Origin of the sequence: Maritimibacter sp. DP1N21-5 (genome assembly GCF_019218295.1) — a bacterium.
In the GTDB taxonomy this organism is placed as follows: Bacteria; Pseudomonadota; Alphaproteobacteria; order Rhodobacterales; family Rhodobacteraceae; genus Maritimibacter.
The window spans coordinates 192261-218343 of the sequence record NZ_JAHUZF010000007.1 but is presented as its reverse complement, the minus strand read 5'-3'; the positions used below and the strand labels follow the sequence as shown (position 1 = coordinate 218343).

Here is a 26083-nt window from a genome sequence, read left to right as displayed (position 1 = left end):
CTCCCGTTCCATTCCGGCTGGAAACGGCTTGCCTCCATGCCGCCTGAAACCCGATGGGTCCTCGCCTGTTGGTGACTCGGGAAGCGTCAGCGTCTCGCCAGATCAGACCACTTGCAGCAAGGAGCTTTGCACATGGCACGCTATGACAATGACAGACAGGAACGTGACCGGGCCCGGTATCAGGATGAGTTTTCCCGGGGAGGCGGCCATGACTACGACAACGACGGACGCGCTCGGGGCGACTGGAACCGGTCCGCCAGCCGGTATTCGGACAACGACCGGAATGATCGCTACGACCGGCAGGGCGCCGGGCAGCGCCAGCAGTATGGGCGGCCGAGCGGATGGCAGCGTCGCGACGACGATGGCTATCAGGGCGGATACGAGGATGACGACTTCCGCGCCCAGCGGGATCCCGGCACGTTTCGGGGATATGATTACCTCGACCCGCGCGACAACTGGGGGCGCGGGGCCGGACGCGGTGGGACGAGGCGCGATTATGGCCGCGATTATCGGGGATCGCAGGGCTTTGGGCGCGAGGATCGCGGCTCGCTGCACGAACGCGACTGGGGCGACCGTGCCGCCGACGAGGTCAAGTCCTGGTTCGGTGACGACGACGCGGAACGCCGACGGGACAACGACAAGCGTGGCCGGGGTCCGAAGAACTATCAACGGTCGGATTCCCGGATCCAGGAAGACGTGAATGACGAGCTGACGGATTCAGACAGGCTCGATGCTTCGGAGATCGAGGTATCGGTGTCGGATCGTGAAGTCACCTTGACCGGCACGGTCTCTTCCAAGGCGGAGAAGCGCTGGGCCGAGGATTGCGCCGACAGGGTTTCCGGCGTGACGCATGTGCAGAACAACCTGCGGGTTTCATCTGGCGCGGACCAGACCTCAACGACCACGGGCGGGAAGCTGAAGTCCTGACGTGGATCACCGAACCCGAACATTGACAATCGAGGAACCCGGTCCTGGCCGGCCGGGTTCCTTCCTGAACGACTGGAGTTTGACCATGAGCAGCCAAGACCTCGACACTCTTGAGACGAAGGACCGCCAGCCCGGCCGTGAAGAACGCATGTCGCCGGAGCCGGAGTATATGCCGCGCTATGCCGGGTCCGGCCGGCTGAAGGGCAAGGTTGCGATCGTGACCGGCGGCGATTCCGGGATCGGACGTGCGACAGCCATCCTCTTTGCCCGCGAGGGTGCGAAGGTCGCCATCGCCTACCTCGACGAACACGAGGATGCGGAGGTCACACGCTCCAAGATCGAAGAGGAAGGTGGTCAGGCGCTGCTTCTGGACGGCGACATCGGAAAAGAGAGTTTCTGTCGAGAGATCGTCAAGAAGACGTTGGACGCGTTCGGACGGATCGACGTGGTTGTCGCGAATGCGGCCGAGCAACATGCGCGGGAAGACGTCACCGATATCTCCGAAGAGCAGCTGTTCCGGACCTTTCGAACGAACCTCGCCGGGCAGTTCTTCACGATCCAGGCGGCGCTGCCTCATCTGAAGCGGGGTGCGTCGATTGTCTGCACAACCTCTGTCACCGCCTACCGGGGCCAGGATTTGCTAGTCGACTATTCGGCCTCGAAGGGCGCAATCCTGTCCATGATCCGCGCCCTGTCGTCCAAGCTCGCCTCGGACGGCATCAGGGTGAACGGCGTCGCGCCCGGGCCGATCTGGACCCCGCTGATCCCGGCGTCCTTCCCGCCAGAGAAGGTCGAGGAGTTCGGCAAGTCCGCGCCGCTTGGTCGGCCCGGCCAGCCCAACGAAGTGGCGCCTTCGATGCTGTTTCTCGCCTGCGAGGACAGCTCCTACATGACGGGTCAGGTGCTTCATCCGAACGGCGGCGACCTCATCGGCGGCTGAGGTGGCGCTTTGAACGCCCCTCAGGAGGGCGGGCCCCCTTCAGGCGCGGTTGCATGGGTGCTAATCTGCGCGCTGATCGCTTGATCTGATCAGCGCGCCGAGACATCTTGGCGTCCGGGCCCGGAGGAAAGATGTCCCGTTGGATTTGCGCAGTTGATGTGGGGACGCGCTCGGCGCGGGCGGCTCTGTTCGACCTGCGGGGCAAGATGGAGAGGCGTGCAGTCGTAGCTTTCCCGCTGTTTTCCAATCATGACGCCGACGGAAGCTACCGCTCGTCAGATATCTGGCGCGCCGTAGCCGTCGTCGTGCGGCGGGCCTGCGCCGGCATTGACCCCTCCGACGTCGGAGCACTGGCGATCGACGCGACCTGTTCGCTGGTCCTGACCGGAGTCCACGGAACGCCGCTGGTGCTGGACGACGCGGGGCAGGACACGATCGCCTGGTTCGACCGACGCGGTGTCGCCGAGGCACAGGCGTGCACTCGGGCCGGGGGTGCGTCGGTCGACGCGCTCGGCGGCGCGATGTCGCCGGAGATGCAGGTGCCGAAGCTACTGTGGCTGCAACGTCAGCGCCCGGAGCTTTGGGCGCAGTTGGGCCAGGCGCAGGATCTGACCGATCACTTGGTAAGTCGCGCGGTGGGCATGCCGGTGCGGGGGCTGTCGTCGCTTGTCGCGAAATGGCCCTTCGCAGTCGAGCGGGGCGGCTGGGACGAGGACCTGCTCCGCGCCGTAGGGTTGAACGACTTGCGCGAGCGCGCCGGTCTACCGGAAGAATGCGGGTCAGCGGTTCCCGTTGCGGCCCGGGCGGGCACGCTCTGCGCCTCGGCCTCGGAAGACCTTGGGCTTCCCGAGGGTCTGTGCGTCTCGAGCGGGATGATCGACGGATACGCCGGTGCGCTGGGCTGCGGGGCGATCCAGCCGGAGGCCGTGGCACTCATCGCAGGCACCTCTGCGAGCGTCATCGCACACCGGGCGATGACCCCATCGCTCGACGGCTGGTGGGGCACCTTCACCGATGTGATGGCCCCGGGCACACGCACCGTCGAGGCTGGGCTTGCCGATGCGGGTGCCGTTCTGGACCGAGTCATCGAAAGCTGGCCCAAAGGGGCGCCACGCTCGCACGATCAGGTTCTGTCCCGGATCGCGCGAAAGCGTGAGGAGATTGGCGTCGGATTCGGCGCCGACATTCACGTTCTGCCCGATGAACGTGGGCTGCGCGGGCCGGTGAAGGAAGCGCCGCTGAAAGCGGTGGTGCACGGGATGCCGACGCACCGCGGTCCCGATGCGCTCGCGGCCTACTACTGGCGCACGGCGGGCGCGGTGGCGCTTTCCATCGCGGATATCATGGAGCGGGTCGCGCCGGACCTACCGGTGGCAGCGGTGGGCGGCATGATGCGGAGCCCCGTCTTCACGCAGGCGGTAGCCGATGCGACCGGCCGCTGCGTGATCGTGCCCGATGCCGTTGACGGCGTGCTTTTAGGAACCGCCATTTGCGGCGCGGTCGCCGCCGGGATGCACCCGGACCTTACGACCGCAAGCACCGCGATGTCACCCGGCGTGAGACGCACCGAGCCGCAGAGGGACGGCGTGGCCCAGATGGACCGGGACAGGGTCATCCGTGCGCGCATGGCCCAGCACCGCGCCGGGATTGCCGGTGTCTGACAGGGGACAGGAAATGGTCAGGCGCGCAGGAACCGCAGGGTCGATTCGACGATGGTTTCGCGCATTTTCTCCTGAGCGTCGTCCGTAAACAGCTCCGGTCCGAACTTGACCGAGAAACTCGGCCGGTTCGCGATGTTGTAAAAGCTCTGCGCCTGGATCTGCCAGTGCAGGAACATCGGGTCCACATCGGCCCGGAAGACGCCTTCGGCCTGCCCTCTTTCAAGCACGTTCTGAAGCCGGTGCTTCGAAGTCAGGTTTAGGTCGCGTATGTAGTCGGACTTCTTAAGGTACTGCGCGCGATTGACGTTCTCGTTCATCACCATGCGGATCAGGTCCGGATTCTTGCGGTGATGATCGAAGATGCGCCGCACAAGCTCGGCCATCGCTTCTTCGACGGACTGCGCCTCGAATTCGACCTCGTGCTCGCCTTCGCGCACCCGGCCATAGGCGGCTTCGAGCGCGGCAAGGTAAAGGCCGTCCTTATCGCCAAAGTAGTAATAGATCATTCGCTTGGAGGTCTTGGTCTTGGCCGCGATCTCGTCGATCCGGGCGCCGGCGAGACCGTTCTCGGCGAACTCGGCCATTGCCACCATCAGGATGTCATGTTTCACGCCCTCAGCGTCCTGTTTCCAGGATTTCCGCAGTGTTTCGTCCTTCATTTTTGTCTCTGCTCTCTTAACGAAAACTCGCCCTCTCGTTGAGTACGTTACCATCCATATCCTGCATCGCAAGTATGAGTTTCCTGACCGTTGGCGGATAATTTATTGCGATCAATATCTTAGTCCCGCCATTTTACGAAGCGCGAATTGGACGGCCCACGAACGTTAACAAAGGGTTAACGAACAAACTGGTAAGTTCACGCATCCTCGGACCTTAATGATTAAGACCCGGAGAAAGTTCCACGAGGTGATAAAAATGTCGCAAACGACCCCGCGTCTCGACTTGCCGCTCATTCAGCCCGCGCAGGCCCAGAAACATGTGACCCACAACGAAGGCCTCCGCGTTCTGGACGTGATTACACAACTTACGGTCGAGGCACTTGACGCTACGACACCGCCCCCGACCCCTGCGCAAGGCGCAACCTTCGGAATCGGCAATCCGGCCACGGGTCTCTGGAGTGGCCACGAAGGGCAAATCGCAACCTGGTTCGACAGCGCCTGGGATTTCCTGACTCCGAGGGCCGGCTGGTTGGCGGTCGTCGCGGGCGAGCGGGCCGTGAAGGTGCATGACGGCACGACATGGCGCGACCTCGACCGCGAAAACCTGCCCGGTATCGGGATCAACACGACGTCGGACGCCACCAACAGGCTGGCCGTGTCCGCGCCCGCGACGCTCCTGTCGCACGAGGGGGCCGGGCATCAACTCAAGATCAACAAGTCGGCTGCGACGGATACCGCGTCGCTCCTGTTCCAGACGAACTGGTCGGGACGGGCGGAGATGGGCCTTGCCGGGAGCGATGTCTTCACGATCAAGGTCAGCAGCGATGGCGCGGCCTGGGACGAGGTGCTGTCGGTCGCGCCGGGCGCGGGCGTCGTCACGACGTCCAACATGGTCGGCACCGTGAACGCGGTCCCTTCGGCGGGCAATGCGGTGATCGAAACCGGGTCGAACGCAGACGGGAGCTATACGAAGCTCGCCGACGGCACGCTAACTTGCCACATGCCGGGCTTCGCGAGCGTGAGCGGGTCGGCCGCGACATGGACGCTTCCTGCGACCTTTGCCGATGCCGGCTTTTGCATCACGGCGACGGTGGTCGGTTCGACGCCCGCCGTGGTGACGGTCGGGGCGGCGACGACTGGAAGCGTCGATATCGAGACCTTCGACCTAGCCGGGTCCAACACGGTTGCGCCTGCGGTCAACCTGATCGCAATCGGGCGGTGGTTCTGAGAAAATGCAACGGGTGGCGCGAAAAACCGCCTCAAGTGGCTGACGCTAAGGGAAAACCCGTGCTATGCGCGTTTCAAACGGGAGGCGCGCATGGCGAAGACGATCCATATCCTGAACGGACCGAACCTCAACCTGCTGGGAAAACGCCAGCCCGAGATCTATGGTGCCGAGACTCTGGCCGACGTGGAAGCGGCCTGCGCGCGTGTCGGTGCCGAGTTCGGGCTCGTGACCGCGCTCTTCCAGTCGAACCACGAAGGCGAGATCGTCGAGATGGTTCACCGTGCCCGCGACGAGGCGCAGGGCATCGTGATCAACCCGGCGGCCTACACCCATACCTCCGTCGCCATTCTGGACGCGCTCAACACTTTCGAGGGTCCGGTGATCGAGGTCCATATCTCGAACGTGCACAAGCGTGAGGCGTTTCGCCATCACTCCTATGTCTCGCTGCGCGCAGACGGGGTGATCGCGGGGCTGGGCACGCAGGGGTATGAATTGGCCCTTCGGCGCATGGCGACGCTTCTCGCATGACCGACCGTTACGCGGTGCTGGGCAACCCCCTCGGCCACACCAAGTCGCCCTTCATTCACGACGCTTTCGCCCGCCAGTTCGGCGAAGACATGTCCTATGAGGCGATGGAAGTGCCGCTCGATGGGTTTGCCGATGCGATCCGCGCCTTTCGCGACGCAGGCGGGATGGGTGTCAACGTGACGGTGCCGTTCAAGGTGGAGGCCCGGAACATTGCCACGCACCCCATGGAAGCCGCGCGGCTCTGCGGGGCATCGAATGCGCTGAAATTCGAAGGCGACCGGATTCTTGCCGACAACTTCGATGGCGTCGGCCTGGTGCGCGACATCTCCGAAAACCTCGGTATTCCCCTATCCGGGGCCCGTATCCTGATTGCCGGGGCTGGCGGTGCCACGCGCGGCGCGGTGGCGCCGTTTCTGGCCGCTGGCGCCGAGAGCGTCACCATCGCCAACCGGACCGTCGCCAAGGCGGAGGCGATCCGCGACATGCTGTCCGGTCGCGGTCGGATCGAAGCGGTGAGTTACGCGGACGTGACCGGGTTCTTCGACATCGTCCTCAACTCGACGACCACCAGCCTCACCGGCGAGAAACCCCCGCTCCCCGACACGGTGTTCGAGGGCGCGCGGCTCGCCTATGACCTCGTTTACGGCAAGGGGCTGACGCCGTTTCTCGCCACGGCGCAGGCGCGGGGGGTGCAGGTCGCAGACGGCGTCGGCATGCTCGTCGAACAGGCCGCCGAGGCTTTCGACTGGTGGCGCGGCCAACGGCCGGACACCTCGCCGGTGATCGCGGCGATGATTATTCCGCTGGAATAGAGCCAGATTTGGCGCTCAGAGCGTCGCGCCTGCCTTGATTTCCATGGTCGCCTCGGATCGGGATCCCTTGACGCCCAGCGCACCATGGAGCGTGACCACATGGCCGATGACGATAAGCGCGGGACCGGGCAACTGGGCGTCGCGGACCTTCGCGTCGATGTCGGTGAGGGTCCCCGTAATCACGCGTTGGTCTAGCCGCGTTCCGTTGTCGATCACGGCGACGGGCATGGCGGCATCGACCCCTTGGGACAACGCGGCCTGTGCCACGGCGCCGATGGCATTCAGCCCCATGTAGACCACGACGGTCTGGCCCTTGCGCGCGTAGCGGGTCCAGTCATGGTCGATCACGCCACCTGCCCCGTGCGCAGTGATGAAGACACAGCTTTGCGCGTGATCTCGGTGGGTGAGGGGGATACCCGCCGCCGCGCCACAGCCGGCTGCCGCGGTGATGCCCGGCACGACCTCGACCGGGATGCCGTGTTCGGCCACATCCTCGAGCTCTTCCCCGCCGCGCCCGAATATGAAGGGATCGCCGCCCTTGAGCCGCAGCACACGTTCGCCCCGCTTGGCGCGCTCGATCATGAGACCGGTGATTTCGGGCTGCGTTAGAGTATGCTCATTGGGCTTCTTCCCCACGTAGATGCGCTCGGCATCCCGGCGCACGAGGTCGATGATCCCGTCGCCGACGAGGCGGTCAAAAAGCACCACGTCGGCGTGCTGCATCATGCGCAACGCCTTGAAGGTGAGGAGGTCGGGATCGCCCGGCCCGGCACCGACAAGCCAGACCTCGCCGCGCTTCAGATCGGCGTTGTCGCCCCGGGCCAGTTCCGCGACCAGCCGTTCCTCGGCCAGCCCCTCTTCCCCCGCGAGAAAGGCGTCGCCCACCGGGCCCTCGATCAGGTTTTCCCAGAATCGTCGCCGGTTGCGGGCGTTGGGCACGGATTCGTAGATGCGCCCCCGGAAATCGGCGAGGAACTTGGCGAGCCGGCCATAGGCGGCGGGCAACATCGCTTCCATCCGGGCGCGCAGGATGCGGGCGATCACAGGTGCCGCGCCGCCGGTAGAAATCGCGATGGTGATCGGATCGCGTTCGACGATGGACGGCGTGATGAAATCGCAGAGATGCTTTTCGTCGGCGACATTGACCAGAGCCCCTGCGGCTTTGGCCCAGGCATGCAGGCGTTCGTCCCGGTCCGGCTCCTCGGACGCGCCATAGGCGACGAGGCAACCGGCGAAGTCGGCTTCCACTGGCAGTCGCGGCTCATGAGTCAGGTTCGCATGCCCGAGAAAGGCGCGCACTTCGTCGCCGGGTTCCGGATCGAAGACAGTGACGAAGGCACCGCAATTCAGCGCGCGTTCCACCCGTCGCGCGGCAACCGTCGTGCCGCCGTCGACCACCACCCGTTTGCCCGCGACCTCGAGAAAGATGGGCAGAAAATCCATGTCCGCGTCCCCGCATGAGCGTTTTGTTCCATGTCGGGCAATGTCGAGGCCATGTCAAATGCGCGAAACCGCATGTTTGTTGGCCCTACCGCGTCGCCGCGACGCAGCGTATCATGGGCAACATGAACTTGCAGCGCCCCTTCACGCCGGACAACCCCCACCCTTTCGCCCCCTTCGTCGCGATCCTGGGACGGGGCAAGACGAAGAGCCGACCCCTGACCTTCGACGAGGCGCGGGACGCGATGGCGATGATCCTGCGGGGCGAGGCGCTGCCGGAACAGATCGGCGCCTTCCTCATGCTTCTGCGTTTGAAGGAAGAGACGCCTGACGAAATCGCCGGCTTCGTCACCGGATCAAGGGCTGCCATGCAGCGTCCGGAGGTGTTGCCGCGGGTGGACATCGACTGGTCGAGCTACGCAGGCAAGCGGGTCCAGCTGCCGTGGTTCATCCTGTCGATCCTTGCACTTGTGGGCACGGGTCTGCGTGTCGTGGTGCATGGCTCGGAAGAACATACGCCGGGGCGGGTCTATACCAACCGGGTCTTTGCGCAGTTAGGCCTCCCCATGGCGGGGAGTTTCGAGGAGGCTGCGGACCAGGTCGAGACGCAGGGGCTGACCTATCTGCCGCTCCACGTCATGTCGCCGGTCTTGCGCGATCTGATCGAGCTGAAACCGGTGCTGGGCCTCAGGTCGCCCGTTAACAGCTTCACGCGCCTTCTCAATCCCTTCGATGCGCCGACGGTGATGCAGGGCATCTTCCATCGCGGGTTCCTCGACATCCATTCCGGGGCCGCACAGGTCCTCGGCATCCCGAACCTCGCGGTGTTTCGCGGTGATGGCGGCGAGATCGAGATGCGGCCGAACAAGCCCTGTCCGGTCTGGACGACACATGGTGCCGACGCCCCAGAGATCGAAACCTGGCCCGCGACGCTCGACGATGGTCATGCGCCTGCGGACGAAGAGATGGACGTCGCGAGACTTGAGCGGGTCTGGGCCGGTGAGGATGACGACCCCTACGCGACGAAATCCGTCGTGGGGACCATGGCTGTCACCCTGCGCACGATGGGACGTGCAACGAGTCCCGAGACCGCTTGGCACATGGCGGAGGAGATCTGGAACGCTCGCAACCGCACCGTGATGCTCGCCGGGCAAAACAGTGTCTAATCCAGCCCGGTGCTAGCTTTCCAGAAAGGCGAGCAAGGCCCCTTCGCCTGTGACAAGTCCAGGAAGCCGCACGGGCTTTGGGAGCTTTTCATCCGTTCCGGCGAGCGCGACAACCTTGGGGTGGACATAGCTGTTGCGCGCGATGGTCGGCGTATTCTGAAGCCGCTCCGCTGCCGCCTCGGACAGGGACTTGATCGTCGATGCGCCCTCTTCGGTCACGGCGCGGAACGCCGCGAGCGTCCCGGCCCAGGTGCGAAATGTCTTGGCCGTGATGCCGTCGACACCTGCCGCCTCGGCGAGATAGTCGTTCACAGCCGATGACGAGATGCCGCGCGCAATGCCGTCATCGTCGACCCAACCGATCAGTTCCGCCCCGGGAAGGTCGCGGGCGGATTCCAGCGCCTTCATCAGGCGTTTGTCGGTCACGGCGACCCGGGCGTTCTTGCCCCCTTTCGCGGTGAACACCACCTGCATGTCGCCCTTCCTCGTCCTGAGATGCCGCCGGCAAAGTGTCACCGCACCGTAAGAGCCGTTTTCCTTTGTGTAAGTCTTGTCCCCGACCCGGAGCGCGAGCTTGTCGATCATCGCAAGCGCCGTGGCGAGCGCGAATTCACGCTCGCCTGCGCTGTGGTCGAGGTCACGCGCCACCCGGCGCCGGATCGTCGGAAGACATCTGCCGAAGGCGGCGAGGTCGTTGAACTTGGTCTGGGCTCGCGCCTCGGACCAGTCGGGGTGGTAGCGGTATTGCTTGCGGGACCGGGCGTCGTAGCCCGTTGCCATGAGATGACCGTTCTCGCGCGGGGTCATCCAGACATCGACATAGGCGGGGGGAATCGCCATCGCCTCGAGCCGGGCGCGTTCCGGTCCTCGTGCGATGGTCGTGCCATCGGGGCCCTTATAGGTGAACCCGCGACCGTGCTTCTTGCGGGTGATCCCCGGCCTGCTGTCGGGATAATAGATCAGCCCCCGGCCCACGATCACGCCTCGCGCACTTCGGAGGCGAGTTTGAGCACGCCGTTGCCGTCGTCTGTTTCGATATAGAGCGCGGGATCATCATCCGAACCGTTGCGCGTCACCTCGGATCCCTGGAGTTTTCGGGTGACCTTCCAGGTATAGCGCTTTTCGACATGGCCCCTGGCCGTGCCTGTTCCCCAGTCCCATTCAACCTTGTCGCCGATCGCAAAGCTCATCGCGGATCCTCCTGCGGCGATAAACGCCGTCAGGGGTTCCGCGGTTCCGGCGGACGCCCGGCGTACGTCAGCGGCGCTTGTCCTTCATCGCTGCCGCCAGCGCCGCCCCGAAGGCGTTGTTCCCGGCGTCCCGTGAGGCCTGTTTGGATCCATGCGGCGCGCTCTTGGGCCTGTCGCCCTTGGGACCGCTGCGATCCTTCGCGGACGGACCCCGGTCCTGCCGCTGACCACCCGCTGCGCCCGCGTCCTTGCGCATGGACAGGCCGATGCGTTTGCGCGGGATGTCCACCTCGGTCACGGTCACGCGCACCACGTCGCCGGCCTTCACCACCTCATGGGGGTCCTTGACGAAACGGTCGGCCAGCTGGCTCACGTGGACGAGGCCGTCCTGATGCACGCCGATGTCGACGAAGGCACCGAAGGCGGCCACGTTGGTGACGGTTCCCTCGAGCCGCATCCCCGGTTTCAGGTCCTTGATGTCCTCGACGCCCTCCGCGAAGCTCGCGGTCTTGAATTCGGGCCGAGGGTCGCGGCCGGGCTTTTCGAGTTCGGCCAGAATGTCGCGCACCGTGGGAAGGCCGAAAGTCTCGGTCACGAAATCCTCGGCCTTGAGGCCCTTCAGTGCCCCGCCGTTCCCCATGATCTGCCGGAGGTCGCGTCCGCAGGAGGCGACGATCTTGCGCGCCACGTCATAGGCTTCGGGATGGACCGAAGAGGCGTCGAGCGGTTCGGTCCCGCCGGTGATGCGAAGGAAACCCGCCGCCTGCTCAAAGGCCTTGGGACCCAGCCCCGCGACCTTGAGCAGCGCCTTGCGGGAGGGGAAGGCGCCCGTTGCGTCGCGATGCGCGACGATGCCTTCTGCGAGACGCTGGCCAAGACCGGCAACATGGGCGAGGAGCGGGGCCGATGCGGTGTTGAGATCGACGCCAACCGCGTTCACGGCGTCTTCCACCACGCCCTCGAGCGCGCGCGACAAGCGGGTCTGATCGACGTCGTGCTGATACTGGCCAACCCCGATGGACTTGGGTTCGATCTTCACCAGTTCGGCGAGCGGGTCCTGCAAACGGCGGGCGATGGACACCGCGCCGCGCAGGCTCACGTCGAGGTCCGGAAACTCCCGCGCGGCCAGTTCCGAGGCGGAATAGACACTTGCACCGGCTTCGCTCACCACCACCTTGGTCGGTTTCGGGCCGTCAGGCAGCAGCTTGATCGTGTCGGCCACGAGGCGTTCGGTTTCGCGGCTCGCCGTGCCGTTACCGATGGCGATCAGTTCGATCCCATGTTTGCGAATGAGTTCGATGATCTTGGCCTCGGACCCGCGAATGTCGTTCTTGGGCTGGAACGGATAGATCGTCGCGGTGTCGAGCACTTTGCCGGTGGCATCGACCACCGCCGCCTTGACCCCCGTGCGGATGCCGGGATCGAGGCCAAGCGTCGGGCGCGCACCGGCAGGCGCGGCGAGCAGCAGGTCACGCAGGTTGCGGGCAAAGACCGTGATCGCCTCTTCATGCGCGCGGCGGCGCAGGTCCGCGAGCAGGTCCATATACATCGTGAGCGACAGCTTGATGCGCCAGATGCGCGCGGCGGCATTGCGCAGCCAGACATCGCCCGGCGCGTCGCCGGTGATGCCGATCTCATGCGCGACGATCCCTGTCGCTTTGTCCGCGCCGGTTTCGGGATCGGGGGCGATGTTGATCGTGACGACCTCTTCTTTCGCTGCGCGCAGGATGGCAAGCGCGCGGTGGCCGGGAATATCGGCCCAGCGCTCGCGATGGTCGAAGTAGTCCGAGAACTTCGCGCCCTCGGTTTCCTTGCCGGACACAACTTTGGCCGTGATGAGGGCTTCGCGGTGCATGAAGTCGCGCAGGCGGCCAAGCAGGGGAGCGTTCTCGGCCATCTCTTCGGCGAGAATTTCATAGGCGCCGTCGAGCGCCTCTTTCGGCGTCGCGACTTCGCCGGTCACATAAGCCTGCGCGAGCGTTTCCGGGTCGGCGTGGCGATCGCCCCGGATCGCGTCGAGTAGCGGCGCAAGCCCGTTTTCCCGCGCGATCATCGCCTTGGTGCGCCGCTTGGGTTTGTAGGGAAGATAAATGTCCTCGAGCGTCGCCTTTGTCTCGGCCCCGGCGATGGCGCGGGCGAGGTCGTCGGTCAGTTTCCCCTGCTCCTTGATCGAATTCAGGATCGTGACGCGCCGCGCCTCAAGCTCGCGCAGATAGGCGAGGCGATCGGCAAGCGTGCGCAGTTGCGTGTCGTCGAGCCCGCCCGTGACCTCCTTGCGATACCGCGCCACGAATGGAACCGTCGCGCCCTCGTCCAGCAGCTTGACAGCGGCAGCGACCTGGCCCGCGCCCGCCGAAATCTCGGTCGCGATGGTCTGATGGATGCGCGTATCGGCGTGGCTCACGGGGCGTCTCCTCTCTGATCAGGAGAGGGTGATACCCGCGCTGCGCACCCGCGCCAAGTGGCAAGGGAGCAACAGAGGACTTGGGCTGGATCAGAGCCTGTTTCAGGCAGGCTTAACGCTTGCTGTCACGTAGTTCACCGACAGGTCGCGCGAGGAAATCGACCAGGACCAGAGCACCGGATTGAAGACGAAGCCCTTCTTGTCCACGACGCGAAGACCGCTGCGGGTGATCAGGTCCTCGAGCTCGGACGGCGTGATGAACTTGTCCCATTCATGGGTGCCCTTAGGCAACCAGCGCATGATGTGTTCGGCACCCACGATGGCCACCATGAAGCTCTTCGGATTCCGGTTGATGGTGGAGCAGCACATGATCCCGCCCGGCTTCAAGAGCGTCTGACAGGCGGTCAGGTATGCGAGGGGATCGGCCACATGTTCGACCACTTCCATGTTGAGGACCGCGTCGAATTGCTCGCCGGCCTCGGCCAGGGCTTCCGCCGTGGTGTGCCGGTAGTCGATGGACAGGCCGGACTGTTCGGCATGGACCTGCGCCACGGGGATATTGCGTTCCGCCGCATCGGCGCCGACAACGCTTGCGCCCAGCCGCGCCATGGGTTCGGACAGGAGCCCGCCGCCGCAGCCGATATCGAGAATACGCAGCCCCTCGAACGGCTTGTCCGCCGTCAGGTCGCGACCGTGTTCGGCGGCGATCTGGCCCACGATATAGTCGAGGCGCACGGGGTTCATCATGTGCAGGGGTTTGAACTTTCCGTTCGGATCCCACCACTCGGCGGCCATGGCTTCGAACTTGGCGACTTCGGCCGGATCGACTGTCGTTTCCGCTGACGTCATGTTACTCTCTTTCTTCATGGCGGGGCGTGTGGTTGCCCCCTATATAGGGTTCCGATGGAACAGGCCGCAGGAAAAAACACCGCAGGGGGGAAATTGTATCCTCCGATCGAGCCCTTAGACCGAAGGATGCTCGACGTCGGTGATGGCCACACCATTTATGTCGAACAATGCGGCGCGAGGGACGGTATTCCGGTGGTCGTGCTTCATGGCGGTCCCGGGGGCGGCTGTTCGCCTGCGATGCGGCGGTTCTTCGATCCTGACAAGTATCGTATCATCCTTTTCGATCAGCGCGGGTGCGGGCGATCCAGACCCCATGCCAGCGTCACCGCGAACACCACCTGGCATCTCGTCCGCGACATCGAGCTTATCCGGGATACGTTCGGCATCGACCGCTGGATCGTCTTCGGCGGAAGCTGGGGCGCGACGCTTGCGCTCATCTATGCGCAGGCGCATCCGGAACGGGCGGCCTGGCTTGTCCTGCGGGGGGTCTTCCTCGCAACCGAGCGAGAGTTCCAGTGGTTCTATGGCGGCGGCGCGGGCCAGTTCTGGCCCGATCTCTGGTCACGCTTCGTGGGGCCGATCCCCGAAGGTGAACGCGGCGACCTGATCGAGGCCTATCATCACCGGCTGTTCTCTGGCGACCGCAGCGAGGAGCTGCGCCATGCCCGCGTCTGGGCGGCCTGGGAGAATGCCCTCGCCAGCATCGAGAATGACGGGGCGATGATCGACAGTCCGGCGGACTATGCGCTCGCCTTCGCGCGGCTCGAGAACCATTATTTTGTGAACCGGGTGTTCCTTGGCGACGACCAGCAGATTCTTACGAACATGCGGCGGATCGCACATGTGCCCGGCACCATCGTGCAGGGGCGTCACGACATGATCTGTCCGCCGGAAGCGGCCTGGTCGCTGCATCAGGCGTGGCCCACGAGCGAGTTCCGCATGATCCCGCGCGCCGGACATGCGGTCAGCGAGCCGGGCATCGCGGCCGAACTTGTGCGCACGACAGACAAGCTTGCTAGACAGCGGAGCACGCTGGGGCTGTGAAACAGGTTCACGACCAGACGCCCTTTTGGGACGGCACGGCCGCGAAATACATTCTCCGACCTGTTGGCGACGTGGCGGCCTATGAGCACAAGGTCGCGGTGACGCAAGGGTTTCTGCGGCCCGACATGCGGGTGCTGGAAATCGGCTGCGGGTCTGGAAATACGGCGCGGCGTCATGCGCCGCTGGTGGCCGAATATCTGGCCACCGATCTGTCGGGCGAGATGATCCGACTGGGAAAGGCCGAGGGTCCGATCCCGCCCAACATGCGGTTCGAGCAGGGCAATTTCGACGAGATGCCCTTGGCGGACGGCAGTTTTGACGCCGTGCTGGCCCTGTCGCTGTTGCACCTGGTCCCCGACCCCGCCGCCACGATTGCCAAGATTGCGCGGGTCCTCACCCCCGGCGGGGTCTTTGTCAGTTCGTCGGCGATGGTGGGCGAGGTCTGGCTGGCCCGGTTGCTGCTCCCGCTTGGCCAGTTGATCGGCAAGGCACCCCATGTCGCGATGCTGAAGCGGGACAGGTTTCGTCAGATGATCCGCGACGCCGGCTTCGAGATCCTTGTGGACGAGACACCCGGGTCGAAGTTGACGCTCTTCGTCGTGGCCCGGAAACTCTAGGGCAGCATCGCCTCGAGCATGGCGAGTGTATCGGCCTCGGCCACGGGCTTGTCCCACCTGATCCGCGAAATCCGGGGAAAGCGCATGGCGATGCCGGACTTGTGCCGGGTCGAGCGATTGAGTCCTTCGAAGGCGACCTCAACGACGAGATCGGGCGAGAGCGAGCGCACCGGACCGTAGCGTTCGATGGTGTGCTGGCGCACGAATTTATCGAGCCGCTTGAGTTCCTCGTCGGTGAAACCGGAATAGGCCTTGCCCACCGGGACCAGTCGATCACCCTCCCACACCCCGAAGGTAAAGTCGGAATAGAAGCCCGAGCGTTTGCCGTGCCCCCGTTGCGCGTAAAGCAGAACGGCGTCCACGATCATCGGGTCGCGCTTCCATTTGAACCACGGGCCACGCGGTCTTCCAGCAGAGTAGACACTATTCTTGCGCTTCAGCATGACGCCTTCGATCACCGGAGACGGCGGATCGCCCCGCAGCGCGGCGAGGTCATCCCATGTGTCGAAGGGCAGAATCGGCGAGGCGTCGAAGCGGTAGGGGTCGAGCGTCACAACAGCCGCGTCGAGCCGCGCGCGGCGGTCGTCGAAGGGCAGATCGCGCAGATCCTCGCCCTGCCAGACGAGGACGTCATAAAGGCGCAGCGCGGCGGGATGGGATTTCAGCAGCGCCTTGCCAGCGGTCTTCCGATTGAGCCGCTTTTGCAGGTCACCGAAGGGCGCGACCTCGCCTTCGCGCCGGACGATAAGCTCGCCGTCTAGCGTGCCGGTAAAGTCCATCCGCTCGACAACGTCGGGGAACGCCGCCGAAATATCCTCGCCCGTTCGGGAATAGAGCCGCCGCTCGTCACCATCGGCGGCAGCCTGCACCCGGATCCCGTCCCATTTCCACTCGGCGGCGTAGTCGTCCGGATCGAGCGCGCGCAGACCGTCGAGGTCTTGGGGCGTGGACAGCATCACGGGGCGGAACGGGGCCTTGATCGTCGGTTCCGGCTTGGGTCCGCCCGCAAGCCACGCAAAGAGCGAAGCGTATGGCGGTTTGAACCCGGCCCAAAGTTCCAGAATGTCGTCGAGCGGCACATCGCCCGTGTTGGCCAGCGCGGTGAGCGCCAGCCGCGCCGACACGCCCACGCGCATCCCGCCCGTCATCAGTTTGAGCAGCGCGAGCCGTTCCGATGGGTCAAGCGCGTCGAGCCAATCGGCAATGAGCCCCGGCGTATCGGATTTCGACGCCTTGTTCAGCGCCTCGACCACCTCGGACAGCGGAACCTCCCGCGCGGTGCCTTGACCCGGCCAGATAAGCGCAATCGTTTCGGCCAGATCACCGACGTAGTGGTAGGACATGGTGAACAGCTCGGCGTCCACGTGTTCGGACACAAGCGCACGCAGGAGGGCAGGTTTGGCCCCGGCAAAGTTGAGTTCCCCGGTCAAGGACGCCAAAGCATAGCCACGGTCCGGGTCGGGGGCATCGCGCAAATACGTCTCTAACAAAGCCAGTTTCGCGTTTCGACCGTTGGTAAAGGCGAGGCGTTCAAGGAGGGCGGCATAGGCCTTCATTCCGGCTCCTCCTCATATCCGACCAGATGCAGGGGGCGTGCGCGGCGCTGCTCCAACTCGGCCCAGCGCATGAGCGCATCGTCTCGCCCATGGGTGATCCAGAACTCCGTCGGGTTCAACTCGCGGATCGTGCCCGTGAGGTCGGGCCAATCAACATGGTCCGAGATGACGAGCGGAAGCTCGACCCCCCGCTGTCGCGCCCGCGCCCGGATCTGCATCCAGCCAGAGGCAAAGCCGATCACCGGATCGACGAAGCGCTGCACCCAAGGCGAGGCAAAGGCGGATGGGGGCGAGATGACAATCGCTTCCCGCAGCCCCTTCGCCTCGGCCTTGTCCATCGTGGCGGGGCGCAGGTCGCCCAGCGGCACGCCCTGTTCGATGTGATAGTCGCAGAGCCGTTGCAGCGCCCCGTGGACATAGATCGGCGCGTCCCACCCGGCCTCGCGCAAAAGCATGATCACCCGCTGCGCCTTGCCCAGCGCATAGGCGCCAATGAGGTGCGGACGGTCGGGGAAATTGCGGACCGAGGCGATGAGCTTGGCAATCTCGTCGGACGGTTTGGGATGCTTGAACACCGGCAGGGCAAAGGTCGCCTCGGTGATGAACAGATCGCAGGGGACAGGCTCAAAAGGCGCACAGGCAGGGTTCGCGACGCGGGAATAATCGCCGGACACAACAGCACGGGTTCCGCCATGTTCGAGCCTGATTTGACAGCTTCCCAGCACGTGGCCCGCCGGATGAAAGCTCACTTTCACGCCGTTCACCTCCACCGGATCAGCCGTCCCCTCCTGCCGCTCGCCCGCGAAATCCTCGCCATAGCGGATCGCCATGATGTCGAGCGTCTGGGTGCTCGCCATCACCGCCCCATGCCCCGACCGCGCGTGATCGGCATGACCATGAGTCACCATGGCCCGCGCCACGGGTTGCATCGGGTCGATGTAGAATTCGCCGGGCGGGCAGTAGAGCCCCTCGGGGCGGGGAATGAGGAGGTCTTCAAAGGCGCTGGGCATCGGCTCTTCGTCCTGTTTCTCGCGACCAACGCCGGACCGCTTGGCGCGTTCCGGCTCAAAGTCTACGTCACGTTTTGCCGCCCTGGCCAATTTTCCTTGCAGACTCACCCGAACCCCCCTATATCGCCCTCAACAGCGGAGGCGCTGGGGTCCAAACCCGACGCCCCACCGGAAAGATGCACGGGCCGCTGGCCCGTTTTTTTGTGCCTGAACGCAGGCTCCCGAAAGGAACCCATGAACGACCTCGTCGCCAAGACCGCCATCGACCGCCGGCTCGCCGAAATCGTGCGCCCGGTGATCGAGGATATGGGGTATGAGCTTGTCCGGCTGCGGCTGATGGGCTCGACCAAATCGAACACGTTGCAGATCATGGCCGACAAGCCCGAGGGCGGGATCGAGGTCGACGATCTGTCCGAGATCACCACCGCCGTCGGTGCGACGCTCGACGTCGAAGACCCGATCGAAGGCGAGTATACGCTCGAGGTGTCGTCGCCCGGGATCGACCGGCCGCTGACGCGCTACAAGGACTTCGACGCCTGGAACGGCTGGCTCGCCAAGATCGAGACCAGCGAGCTTATCGACGGGCGCAAGCGGTTCAAGGGCACGCTCGCGGGCACCGAGGACGGCGAAGTGCTGATCGAGATCGAGGACGACGGCACCCCGGTGACCATCGGGCTCACCTTCGACCTGCTGTCGGACGCGAAACTCGTCCTCACGGACGACCTGATTGCCGAGATGCTCAAGTCCCGCAAGGACGCCGGGCTGATCGACGAAACTCAATATGATGAAATCGAAACGGACGAAGGGTCCGAGGAGGAATAACGATGGCCATTACCTCTGCCAACCAGCTTGAACTTCTCCAGACGGCCGAAGCCGTCGCGCGCGAGAAGATGATCGACCCCGGTCTGGTCATCGAAGCGATGGAAGAAAGCCTCGCCCGTGCCGCCAAGAGCCGTTACGGCGCCGAGATGGACATCCGGGTCAAGATCGACCGCAAGACGGGCCGCGCGACCTTTACCCGCGTGCGCACCGTGGTCGAGGAAGAGGTGCTGGAGAACTATCAGGCCGAGATGACCGTCGAGCAGGCCAAGCCCTATTTCGAGCCCTCCGCTCCGGGCCGTGAACAATACTGGACCCGCGACGGCCAAGTCATCGACACCAAGGAAGCCGGTGGCCCGCAGATCGGTGACGAATTCCGCGAAACCGTGCCGCCCGTCGACATGGGTCGTATCGCCGCCCAATCGGCCAAGCAGGTCATCCTTCAGAAGGTCCGCGAAGCCGAGCGTGATCGTCAGTATGAAGAGTTCAAGGATCGCGCCGGCACGATCATCAACGGCATCGTGAAACGCGAAGAATACGGCAACATCATTGTCGATGTCGGCGCGGGTGAGGCAATCCTGCGCCGCAACGAAAAGATCGGTCGCGAAGCCTATCGCCCGAACGACCGCATCCGCTGCTACGTGAAAGATGTGCGTCGCGAGACCCGCGGTCCGCAGATCTTCCTGTCGCGCACTGCGCCGGAGTTCATGGCGGAGCTGTTCAAAATGGAAGTGCCGGAGATTTATGACGGCATCATCGAGATCAAGGCTGTTGCCCGTGACCCGGGATCGCGCGCCAAGATCGCCGTGGTGTCCTACGACGGGTCCATCGACCCGGTCGGCGCCTGCGTCGGTATGCGCGGTAGCCGCGTGCAGGCCGTGGTGAACGAGCTTCAGGGCGAAAAGATCGACATCATTCCGTGGAACGAAGACGTGCCCACCTTCCTCGTGAACGCGCTCCAGCCGGCCGAAGTGGCCAAGGTCGTGCTCGACGAGGACGCTGGCAAGATCGAGGTCGTGGTGCCGGACGAGCAACTGTCGCTCGCCATCGGTCGTCGCGGTCAGAACGTGCGTCTCGCCTCGCAGCTCACCGGGCTCGATATCGACATCCTGACCGAGGAAGAGGAATCGAAGCGTCGTCAGGCGGAGTTCGCCGAGCGCACCAAGCTCTTCATGGACACGCTGGATCTGGACGAATTCTTCGCGCAGCTCTTGGTCTCCGAAGGCTTCACCAACCTCGAAGAAGTCGCCTATGTCGAAGTGGACGAGCTTCTGGTCATCGACGGTGTGGACGAGGATACGGCGAACGAGCTTCAGGCACGGGCGCGCGATTTCCTCGAGGAACAGAACCGCAAGGCGCTTGAAAACGCGCGCGCGCTGGGCGTTCAGGACAGCCTCGTCGGCTTCGAGGGGCTCACTCCCCAGATGATCGAGGCGCTGGCCAAGGACGGCGTCTTCACGCTCGAGGACTTCGCCACCTGCGCCGACTGGGAACTGGCCGGCGGCTGGACCACCGAAAACGGCGAGCGTCACAAGGACGACGGCGTTCTCGAGCCCTTCGACGTGGGTCTGGACGAAGCGCAGAACATGATCATGACCGCGCGTATCCAGCTTGGCTGGGTCGATCCGGCCGATCTCGCATCGGACGAGGACGGCGAAGAAGGTGAAACGACGGAGGAAGCCGAGGCCTGAGTTCAGGTCTCGGGTTTCGGACGGAGAACGATGGCATGAGCCGCGGCGGACAAGAGAAGGATCGGAGCGAGCCCGAACGCCGGTGCATCGCCACCGGCGAGGTCGGACCCAAGGAGGGTCTGATCCGTCTCGTGGTGAGCCCGGACTCGGTGATCGTGCCGGACCTTCTGGAGAAACTGCCTGGCCGGGGCCTGTGGATCACCGCGACACCGGCCGCCTTTGCCACGGCGCGCAAACGCGGCGGGTTCCATCGCGGCGCGAAATCGCCGGTGACGGTGCCGGAGAATCTCGAGGCTTCGGTCGAACAGGGCCTTGCAGATCGCGTGGTGCACCTTATCTCTTTGGCTCGGAAAGCAGGCAGCGCCGTGGCCGGGTTTGAGAAGGTCAAGGATTGGCTCGCCAAGGAACAGGCCCAGGTTCTCCTCCAGGCAAGTGATGGATCGGAACGGGGCAAGACGAAACTCCGCCCCCCGCCGGGACGCGACAGCTTTATCGGCTGTCTGACCGCGGATGAATTGGGTTTGGCTTTCGGACGTGAACATGTGATACATGGCGCGCTCGCGGCTGGTGGACTCACGAAACGTGTTGTAGAGGAAGCCGCAAAGCTCTCGGGCATGCGCGGAAAAGACGACGGCGGGACCGCCCGTCGGAAAGGTACGAAGAATAGATGAACGATACGGACGGTAAAAAGCCCCTTGGCCTTCGTGGTGGCGGACCCCGCTCGGGTTCCGTGAAGCAGAGCTTCAGCCATGGACGGACCAAGAACGTGGTTGTCGAGACGAAGCGCAAGCGCGTCGTCGTGCCGAAACCCGGTGCGGGTGGCGGCGCGGGTGGCGGCTCTTCGCCGGCCACGGACCCGTCCAATCGTCCCGCCGGGATCTCGGACGCCGAGCTTGAACGCCGGATGAAGGCGCTCGCGGCCGCCAAGGCCAACGAGGCGCAGGAAGCGCGTCAGCGCGAAGCCGAGGAAAAAGCCCGCGAGGAAGAGCGCGAGCGTCGTCGGCAGGAAGCCGAGGAAAAGGCGCGCGAAGAACAGGAACGCGCCGAAGCCGCCGCGAAGAAGGCGGAAGAAGACGAACGTCGCCGCAAGGAAAAGGAAGAGGCCAAGAACAAGCCGAAGCCTGCCGAGGCGCCCGCCGATCCGGCTGCGGCGCAGGCTGCCGAGGCCCGTGGGGCCAAATCCGGCCCGCGCAAGCCCGACCGTGAACGCGTCGCCACCCCTCCGGCGGACGATCGCAATGCGCGGAACAAGGCTGGCCGCGACGACAACCGCCGGTCCGGCAAGCTGACCGTGAACCAGGCGCTCACCGGTGGCGAAGGCGGGCGTCAGCGCTCGGTCGCGGCGATGAAGCGCAAACAGGAACGCATGCGCCAGAAGGCGATGGGTGGCGGTGACAGCCGCGAGAAGGTCGTGCGCGACGTTCAGGTGCCCGAGGCCATCGTGGTGCAGGAGCTCGCCAACCGTATGGCCGAGCGTGTGGCGGACGTCGTGAAATCGCTCATGAACATGGGCATGATGGTCACGCAGAACCAGACAATCGACCAGGACACCGCGGAACTCATCATCGAAGAATTCGGCCACAACATCGTCCGCGTGTCGGACAGCGACGTCGAACAGGTGATCGACACCGTCGAGGACAAGGCCGAAGACCTGATGAACCGTCCGCCGGTCGTGACGATCATGGGTCACGTCGACCACGGCAAGACCTCGCTCCTCGATGCGATCCGGAACGCGAAAGTGACGGCTGGCGAAGCCGGCGGCATCACGCAGCATATCGGCGCCTATCAGGTCAAGACGGACTCGGGCGCGGTATTGACCTTCCTCGACACGCCCGGCCACGCGGCGTTCACGTCGATGCGGGCCCGCGGCGCGCAGGTGACGGACATCGTCGTGCTCGTTGTTGCCGCCGATGACTCGGTCATGCCGCAGACGATCGAAGCCATCAACCACGCGAAAGCGGCGAAAGTGCCGATGATCGTGGCGATCAACAAGATGGACAAGCCCGCTGCCGACGCGAACCGCGTGCGCACGGAGCTGCTCCAGCATGAAGTGATCGTGGAAGCGATGTCAGGTGATGTGCAGGACGTCGAAGTCTCGGCCCACACAGGCCAGGGGCTCGACAACCTGCTGGAAGCCATCGCGCTTCAGGCCGAGATCCTCGAACTCAAGGCGAACCCGAAACGGGCCGCTCTGGGTGCGGTAATCGAGGCGCAGCTCGACGTGGGCCGGGGCCCGGTCGCGACCGTGCTCGTCCAGAACGGCACGCTGAAGCAGGGCGACATCTTCGTCGTCGGCGAACAGTGGGGCAAGGTCCGCGCCATGGAGAACGACCACGGCGAGCGGGTGAAGGTCGCGGGTCCGTCGGTTCCGGTCGAGGTGCTTGGCCTCAACGGCACGCCGGAAGCCGGCGACGTGCTCAACGTCGTGGAAACCGAAGCGCAGGCGCGCGAGATCGCGGAATACCGCCATCAGGCCGCCAAGGACAAACGTGCCGCTGCCGGTGCCGCGACCACGCTGGAACAGATGATGGCCAAGGCCAAGGCGGACGAGAATGTCGCCGAGCTGCCGATTCTCGTCAAAGCCGACGTGCAGGGCTCTGCCGAAGCCATCGTTCAGGCGATGGAAAAGATCGGCAACGACGAGGTGCGCGTGCGCGTGCTGCATTACGGTGTTGGTGCGATCACGGAAACGGACGTCGGACTCGCGGAGGCCTCCGGCGCGCCGGTTATCGGCTTCAACGTCCGTGCCAATGCCTCGGCCCGCCAGTCGGCGAACCAGAAGGGCGTGGAAATCCGCTACTACAGCGTGATCTACGACCTCGTGGACGACGTGAAAGCGGCGGCCTCGGGCCTCTTGTCCGCCGAAGTGCGCGAAAAGTTCATCGGTTACGCCGAGATCAAAGAGGTGTTCAAGGTGTCGAACGTCGGCAAGGTCGCCGGCTGTCTCGTCACCGAGGGCGTTGCCCGCCGCTCTGCCGGCGTGCGCCTCCTGCGCGACAACGTGGTTATCCACGAAGGCACGCTCAAGACGCTCAAACGCTTCAAGGACGAGGTGTCCGAGGTCATCTCGGGTCAGGAATGCGGTATGGCCTTCGAGAACTACGACGACATCCGCCCGAAGGACGTCATCGAGATCTTCGAGCGGGAAGAAGTCGAGCGCACGCTCGATTGATCCTGTCCGTACGACTGGAACGAAAACGCGCTGCCCTCGGGCGGCGCGTTTTTCTTTTGGCGAAGCATCCGCCCATAGCGCGCGTGCAGGCGACTACAGGCCAACGGCGGCGACAGAGAGCGCGACCTGGCCCAGAAGCCGGCTGATACCGGTGAGCGGTTTCTCCGAAACGAAGATCACATCGTTGGGCCGCAGCTCGAAACGCGTCGCGAGGACGAGGTTCGCGGCGTTGCTCGCATTGAGGTGCCATGCCTGAATGCCCCGCCCGTCGCCGGTGCCACGCAGCACATAGACCTCGCCGATGTTGCCGGTCGCATTCGGCACCCCTTCGGCCTGACTGAACAGCGCGTCCGCCAGCGTGGCCTTGTGGTCGAACGGAAGGGTGAAGCGGCCCTGACGACCCACTTCACCGGCGATATAGGCATAGTCACGCTCGACCGCGTCCAGCGCGACCTGCGCGTTGAAATTGGCGCGGCCTTCTTCGAGCTCCTGTCGCCGCAATTCCACTTCGGTCGCAAGCTGCTCCATGGCCGAGGTCCGCGCTGACTGGCGCAGTTTGCTCAGTTCGATCTGCTGGGCGAAGTATCCCTCGGCGCTGGCCAGATCATATTCGATGTCGATGAAGACCGCATCCCCGGCTTTCAGCGCGATCTTCTGAAGGTCGGCCGACCCCAGGTATCGTTCCACCGGGATCTGATAGAGTTCGCCGTCGCGATAGAGCCGGATCGAGGCGTAATCGCGCTCGGGCGCGGTCATACCCCCCGCCGCAGCGACGGCCTCGGCCAGGGTCAAGGGCGACAGGGTCAAGGGCAGGACCATGGGGTTGCGCACCGCGCCGCCAATCGAGGCGCGCTGTGACTTGAATTCCGCCACTTCGAGCGAAAAGGCTGGTTCGATCTGTTGCGCCACCAAGGCATTGAAGACCGCGCTTTCGGCGTCATCGAGCGTCAGTCCCGCCACCTGAACCCGCCCGACATCCGGGATCGAAATCGCGCCGCTGTCCTGCACGGTGTATCCCTGCCTCTGGTGTTGCGCCGCGAGAAGGCCGCTCAACTGTTCCATGGTCCCGATACCGCTCGGTGTGGCGAGGAGGAGCACGTCGCCAACGCCAAGTCGGTAGGGACCCGGCGCATAGGCGGGCGGGAGGCGTGTGGTCAGCGCTTCAGGCCGGTCCTCGGGATCGTAGGCACCGGGGGGCAAGGCGCCGACTCCCACGCCCACACCAGCCACACCGGCGGTGCGCGAGAAGATCGCCGGGAGCGTTCGGGGTTCATAGCCCGTCGCATTTGCGGCGCGGATCGTGTTCGCGTCCATCGTCAGGATCACGACCTCCCCAACCGCGGTGGTTTCTTCCACGACGACCGGCGACGTCAGCGCGCCGCAGGATGCGAGTAACAGGAGCACACCTGTGAGCAGAGCCGACCGAACCATTTTCCAACCCAAAATTGTATTGGTTAACGGTTATCACCCTATAGTTGTCTGTTGAAGCGATTTCGCTCCCGGTGGCCCTGAAAGGACGGCACGGTGGTCGTTCAGATTCAGGCCGAGACCTCCACAACCTCCAGATCACCGGCAGGAGTCACAACTGCTGCGGAGAGGCGCCCGGTCGCATAGGCACCCGTATCGACCGGGATGCGGCCGCGTCGGGCCTCGACCCTATCCACGACACTGTGACCATGGATGACCCACTGACCGTCGGCACGGTCGATCCGGTCGAAGTCAGGATGCCCCCAAAGCAGTGCATCCTTTTGTTGGCGGTCCATCGCGCGGTTCGGATCGGCCGCGGCATGAACGACATGGACGTTTCCGGAGCGATAGGTCAGCGGCAGAGTCCGGAGCCAGTCGACCTCGGATCCCATCGCCGCCTGAAGTCGCCGGGCAGCGTCCCGTCGCGTGGCGGCGTCCGATGATGCCACCACGCCGCCAACCCCATAACTCGCGAGCATCTGAAGGCCACCGCGGCTCAACCACGTCTTGGCATCGCCATCGGGTGCTGCGAGGAACTCGAAGAGCATCACTTCGTGATTTCCCATGAGGCAGGTCACTGTCCCGGCCTCTGCCATCGGTCTAAGCCGTTCGATCACCCCCCGACTGCCATCGCCTCGGTCGATATAGTCGCCCACGGTCACCACATGCGCCTCGGGGAAGTCCCGCCCAAGACGGTCGAGAAGCCTGTCGAGAAGCCCGGACATGCCGTGCACATCGCCAATAACCGCAAGGGGCCGGTCGGGCGCGATGGCGGCGTCGAAGACCCTGTCGCTCCCGGGGCGTTCATCGGCGGGCGTGGCTCGGGCCCAGCGCTGTCGCCAACGATCGAACAAATTCATTGCGTCCTCCCCTTACCGGACCCGCACCATCTTGACCGGCCCG

The 26083-nt window shown here is 64.5% G+C and carries 23 protein-coding genes; 13 read left to right on the top strand and 10 right to left on the bottom strand.

Going from position 1 to position 26083, the window contains the following annotated elements; genetic code table 11:
* Positions 1-132: 132 nt before the first annotated feature.
* From KJP29_RS19050 to KJP29_RS19040, 3 genes are all read left to right on the top strand, one after another.
* Entirely contained in the window at positions 133-927 is a 795-nt protein-coding gene (locus KJP29_RS19050; protein ID WP_218465215.1) for a BON domain-containing protein, read from the top strand.
* A gap of 85 nt (positions 928-1012) precedes the next feature.
* Positions 1013-1867: an SDR family oxidoreductase gene (locus tag KJP29_RS19045; RefSeq protein WP_218465214.1), complete on the top strand. Its 855-nt coding sequence runs from the start codon at positions 1013-1015 to the stop codon at positions 1865-1867.
* Between the two features lie 131 nt (positions 1868-1998).
* On the top strand, positions 1999-3528 hold the full coding sequence (locus KJP29_RS19040) for an FGGY-family carbohydrate kinase (protein ID WP_218465213.1): 1530 nt from the start codon (positions 1999-2001) through the stop codon (positions 3526-3528).
* Positions 3529-3545: 17 nt separating this feature from the next.
* On the opposite strand, the gene KJP29_RS19035 is transcribed toward KJP29_RS19040, so the two are convergent.
* Complete coding sequence (locus KJP29_RS19035; RefSeq protein ID WP_218465212.1) at positions 3546-4187, bottom strand: TetR/AcrR family transcriptional regulator; 642 nt, start codon at positions 4185-4187, stop codon at positions 3546-3548.
* 256 nt (positions 4188-4443) lie between these two features.
* On the opposite strand from KJP29_RS19035, the gene KJP29_RS19030 reads away from it, so the two are divergent.
* The 3 genes from KJP29_RS19030 to aroE all read left to right on the top strand — a co-directional run bounded on the left by KJP29_RS19030 (position 4444) and on the right by aroE (position 6755).
* Positions 4444-5415 (top strand): DUF2793 domain-containing protein, encoded by a 972-nt coding sequence (locus KJP29_RS19030; protein ID WP_218465211.1) that lies wholly within the window; start codon positions 4444-4446, stop codon positions 5413-5415.
* Between the two features lie 90 nt (positions 5416-5505).
* Complete coding sequence (gene aroQ / locus KJP29_RS19025; protein WP_218465210.1) at positions 5506-5943, top strand: type II 3-dehydroquinate dehydratase; 438 nt, start codon at positions 5506-5508, stop codon at positions 5941-5943.
* The gene (gene aroE, locus KJP29_RS19020; protein WP_218465209.1) at positions 5940-6755 is read left to right on the top strand and encodes a shikimate dehydrogenase; all 816 of its coding nucleotides are present in this window, start codon (positions 5940-5942) and stop codon (positions 6753-6755) included. The genes aroQ and aroE overlap by 4 nt, the downstream gene beginning before the upstream one ends.
* Positions 6756-6770: 15 nt before the next feature.
* Here the strand turns inward: aroE and cysG are convergent, their stop codons facing one another.
* Positions 6771-8198 (bottom strand): siroheme synthase CysG, encoded by a 1428-nt coding sequence (gene cysG, locus KJP29_RS19015; protein WP_218465208.1) that lies wholly within the window; start codon positions 8196-8198, stop codon positions 6771-6773.
* Between the two features lie 113 nt (positions 8199-8311).
* Between cysG and KJP29_RS19010 the strand changes: the two genes are divergently transcribed.
* Positions 8312-9361: a glycosyl transferase family protein gene (locus tag KJP29_RS19010; protein WP_218465207.1), complete on the top strand. Its 1050-nt coding sequence runs from the start codon at positions 8312-8314 to the stop codon at positions 9359-9361.
* Positions 9362-9373: 12 nt separating this feature from the next.
* Here the strand turns inward: KJP29_RS19010 and KJP29_RS19005 are convergent, their stop codons facing one another.
* The 4 genes from KJP29_RS19005 to ubiG all read right to left on the bottom strand — a co-directional run bounded on the left by KJP29_RS19005 (position 9374) and on the right by ubiG (position 13804).
* Entirely contained in the window at positions 9374-10339 is a 966-nt protein-coding gene (locus KJP29_RS19005; RefSeq protein ID WP_218465267.1) for a DNA topoisomerase IB, read from the bottom strand.
* Complete coding sequence (locus tag KJP29_RS19000; RefSeq protein WP_218465206.1) at positions 10339-10551, bottom strand: DUF2945 domain-containing protein; 213 nt, start codon at positions 10549-10551, stop codon at positions 10339-10341. Before KJP29_RS19000 ends, KJP29_RS19005 begins: the two co-directional genes overlap by 1 nt.
* Before the next feature lie 67 nt (positions 10552-10618).
* Positions 10619-12955: a Tex family protein gene (locus tag KJP29_RS18995; RefSeq protein WP_218465205.1), complete on the bottom strand. Its 2337-nt coding sequence runs from the start codon at positions 12953-12955 to the stop codon at positions 10619-10621.
* A gap of 102 nt (positions 12956-13057) precedes the next feature.
* On the bottom strand, positions 13058-13804 hold the full coding sequence (gene ubiG / locus KJP29_RS18990; RefSeq protein WP_218465204.1) for a bifunctional 2-polyprenyl-6-hydroxyphenol methylase/3-demethylubiquinol 3-O-methyltransferase UbiG: 747 nt from the start codon (positions 13802-13804) through the stop codon (positions 13058-13060).
* 54 nt (positions 13805-13858) lie between these two features.
* Between ubiG and pip the strand changes: the two genes are divergently transcribed.
* Positions 13859-14848, top strand: a complete 990-nt coding sequence (gene pip / locus KJP29_RS18985) for a prolyl aminopeptidase (protein WP_218465203.1) — start codon at positions 13859-13861, stop codon at positions 14846-14848.
* On the top strand, positions 14845-15465 hold the full coding sequence (locus tag KJP29_RS18980) for a methyltransferase domain-containing protein (RefSeq protein ID WP_218465202.1): 621 nt from the start codon (positions 14845-14847) through the stop codon (positions 15463-15465). Before pip ends, KJP29_RS18980 begins: the two co-directional genes overlap by 4 nt.
* Here KJP29_RS18980 and KJP29_RS18975 read toward each other — a convergent pair.
* Both KJP29_RS18975 and KJP29_RS18970 read right to left on the bottom strand, forming a co-directional pair.
* Positions 15462-17021 (bottom strand): cisplatin damage response ATP-dependent DNA ligase, encoded by a 1560-nt coding sequence (locus KJP29_RS18975; RefSeq protein ID WP_218465201.1) that lies wholly within the window; start codon positions 17019-17021, stop codon positions 15462-15464. The two genes, KJP29_RS18980 and KJP29_RS18975, sit on opposite strands and share 4 nt — an antisense overlap.
* A complete protein-coding gene (locus KJP29_RS18970) occupies positions 17018-18031 on the bottom strand; it encodes a ligase-associated DNA damage response exonuclease (RefSeq protein ID WP_218465200.1) in 1014 nt (337 codons plus the stop codon). Before KJP29_RS18970 ends, KJP29_RS18975 begins: the two co-directional genes overlap by 4 nt.
* 234 nt (positions 18032-18265) lie before the next feature.
* On the opposite strand from KJP29_RS18970, the gene rimP reads away from it, so the two are divergent.
* Genes rimP through infB form a run of 4 tightly spaced genes read left to right on the top strand, consistent with a single transcriptional unit; the run spans position 18266 to position 23713 of the window.
* Positions 18266-18853: a ribosome maturation factor RimP gene (rimP, locus tag KJP29_RS18965; protein WP_218465199.1), complete on the top strand. Its 588-nt coding sequence runs from the start codon at positions 18266-18268 to the stop codon at positions 18851-18853.
* A gap of 2 nt (positions 18854-18855) precedes the next feature.
* Positions 18856-20541, top strand: a complete 1686-nt coding sequence (gene nusA / locus KJP29_RS18960) for a transcription termination factor NusA (protein ID WP_218465198.1) — start codon at positions 18856-18858, stop codon at positions 20539-20541.
* 35 nt (positions 20542-20576) lie between these two features.
* Complete coding sequence (locus KJP29_RS18955; RefSeq protein ID WP_218465197.1) at positions 20577-21212, top strand: RNA-binding protein; 636 nt, start codon at positions 20577-20579, stop codon at positions 21210-21212.
* Positions 21209-23713 carry a translation initiation factor IF-2 gene (infB, locus tag KJP29_RS18950; RefSeq protein WP_218465196.1) on the top strand — a complete coding sequence of 835 codons (2505 nt, stop codon included), beginning with the start codon at positions 21209-21211 and terminating at the stop codon, positions 23711-23713. Before KJP29_RS18955 ends, infB begins: the two co-directional genes overlap by 4 nt.
* A 93-nt stretch (positions 23714-23806) precedes the next feature.
* Here the strand turns inward: infB and KJP29_RS18945 are convergent, their stop codons facing one another.
* Positions 23807-25144, bottom strand: coding sequence for a polysaccharide biosynthesis/export family protein (locus KJP29_RS18945; protein WP_218465195.1), 1338 nt, complete (start codon positions 25142-25144; stop codon positions 23807-23809).
* 107 nt (positions 25145-25251) lie between these two features.
* The gene (locus KJP29_RS18940; RefSeq protein ID WP_218465194.1) at positions 25252-26040 is read right to left on the bottom strand and encodes a metallophosphoesterase; all 789 of its coding nucleotides are present in this window, start codon (positions 26038-26040) and stop codon (positions 25252-25254) included.
* Positions 26041-26083: the final 43 nt, after the last annotated feature.

What these genes read in the sequence shown, in the direction of transcription:
- KJP29_RS19050 (WP_218465215.1), top strand. Translation starts at nt 133, where the DNA reads ATGGCACGCTATGACAATGACAGACAGGAACGTGACCGGGCCCGGTAT.
- KJP29_RS19045 (WP_218465214.1), top strand. Translation starts at nt 1,013, where the DNA reads ATGAGCAGCCAAGACCTCGACACTCTTGAGACGAAGGACCGCCAGCCC.
- KJP29_RS19040 (WP_218465213.1), top strand. Translation starts at nt 1,999, where the DNA reads ATGTCCCGTTGGATTTGCGCAGTTGATGTGGGGACGCGCTCGGCGCGG.
- KJP29_RS19035 (WP_218465212.1), bottom strand. Translation starts at nt 4,187, where the DNA reads ATGAAGGACGAAACACTGCGGAAATCCTGGAAACAGGACGCTGAGGGC.
- KJP29_RS19030 (WP_218465211.1), top strand. Translation starts at nt 4,444, where the DNA reads ATGTCGCAAACGACCCCGCGTCTCGACTTGCCGCTCATTCAGCCCGCG.
- aroQ (WP_218465210.1), top strand. Translation starts at nt 5,506, where the DNA reads ATGGCGAAGACGATCCATATCCTGAACGGACCGAACCTCAACCTGCTG.
- aroE (WP_218465209.1), top strand. Translation starts at nt 5,940, where the DNA reads ATGACCGACCGTTACGCGGTGCTGGGCAACCCCCTCGGCCACACCAAG.
- cysG (WP_218465208.1), bottom strand. Translation starts at nt 8,198, where the DNA reads ATGGATTTTCTGCCCATCTTTCTCGAGGTCGCGGGCAAACGGGTGGTG.
- KJP29_RS19010 (WP_218465207.1), top strand. Translation starts at nt 8,312, where the DNA reads ATGGGCAACATGAACTTGCAGCGCCCCTTCACGCCGGACAACCCCCAC.
- KJP29_RS19000 (WP_218465206.1), bottom strand. Translation starts at nt 10,551, where the DNA reads ATGAGCTTTGCGATCGGCGACAAGGTTGAATGGGACTGGGGAACAGGC.
- ubiG (WP_218465204.1), bottom strand. Translation starts at nt 13,804, where the DNA reads ATGACGTCAGCGGAAACGACAGTCGATCCGGCCGAAGTCGCCAAGTTC.
- pip (WP_218465203.1), top strand. Translation starts at nt 13,859, where the DNA reads ATGGAACAGGCCGCAGGAAAAAACACCGCAGGGGGGAAATTGTATCCT.
- KJP29_RS18975 (WP_218465201.1), bottom strand. Translation starts at nt 17,021, where the DNA reads ATGAAGGCCTATGCCGCCCTCCTTGAACGCCTCGCCTTTACCAACGGT.
- KJP29_RS18970 (WP_218465200.1), bottom strand. Translation starts at nt 18,031, where the DNA reads ATGCCCAGCGCCTTTGAAGACCTCCTCATTCCCCGCCCCGAGGGGCTC.
- rimP (WP_218465199.1), top strand. Translation starts at nt 18,266, where the DNA reads ATGAACGACCTCGTCGCCAAGACCGCCATCGACCGCCGGCTCGCCGAA.
- nusA (WP_218465198.1), top strand. Translation starts at nt 18,856, where the DNA reads ATGGCCATTACCTCTGCCAACCAGCTTGAACTTCTCCAGACGGCCGAA.
- KJP29_RS18955 (WP_218465197.1), top strand. Translation starts at nt 20,577, where the DNA reads ATGAGCCGCGGCGGACAAGAGAAGGATCGGAGCGAGCCCGAACGCCGG.
- infB (WP_218465196.1), top strand. Translation starts at nt 21,209, where the DNA reads ATGAACGATACGGACGGTAAAAAGCCCCTTGGCCTTCGTGGTGGCGGA.
- KJP29_RS18945 (WP_218465195.1), bottom strand. Translation starts at nt 25,144, where the DNA reads ATGGTTCGGTCGGCTCTGCTCACAGGTGTGCTCCTGTTACTCGCATCC.
- KJP29_RS18940 (WP_218465194.1), bottom strand. Translation starts at nt 26,040, where the DNA reads ATGAATTTGTTCGATCGTTGGCGACAGCGCTGGGCCCGAGCCACGCCC.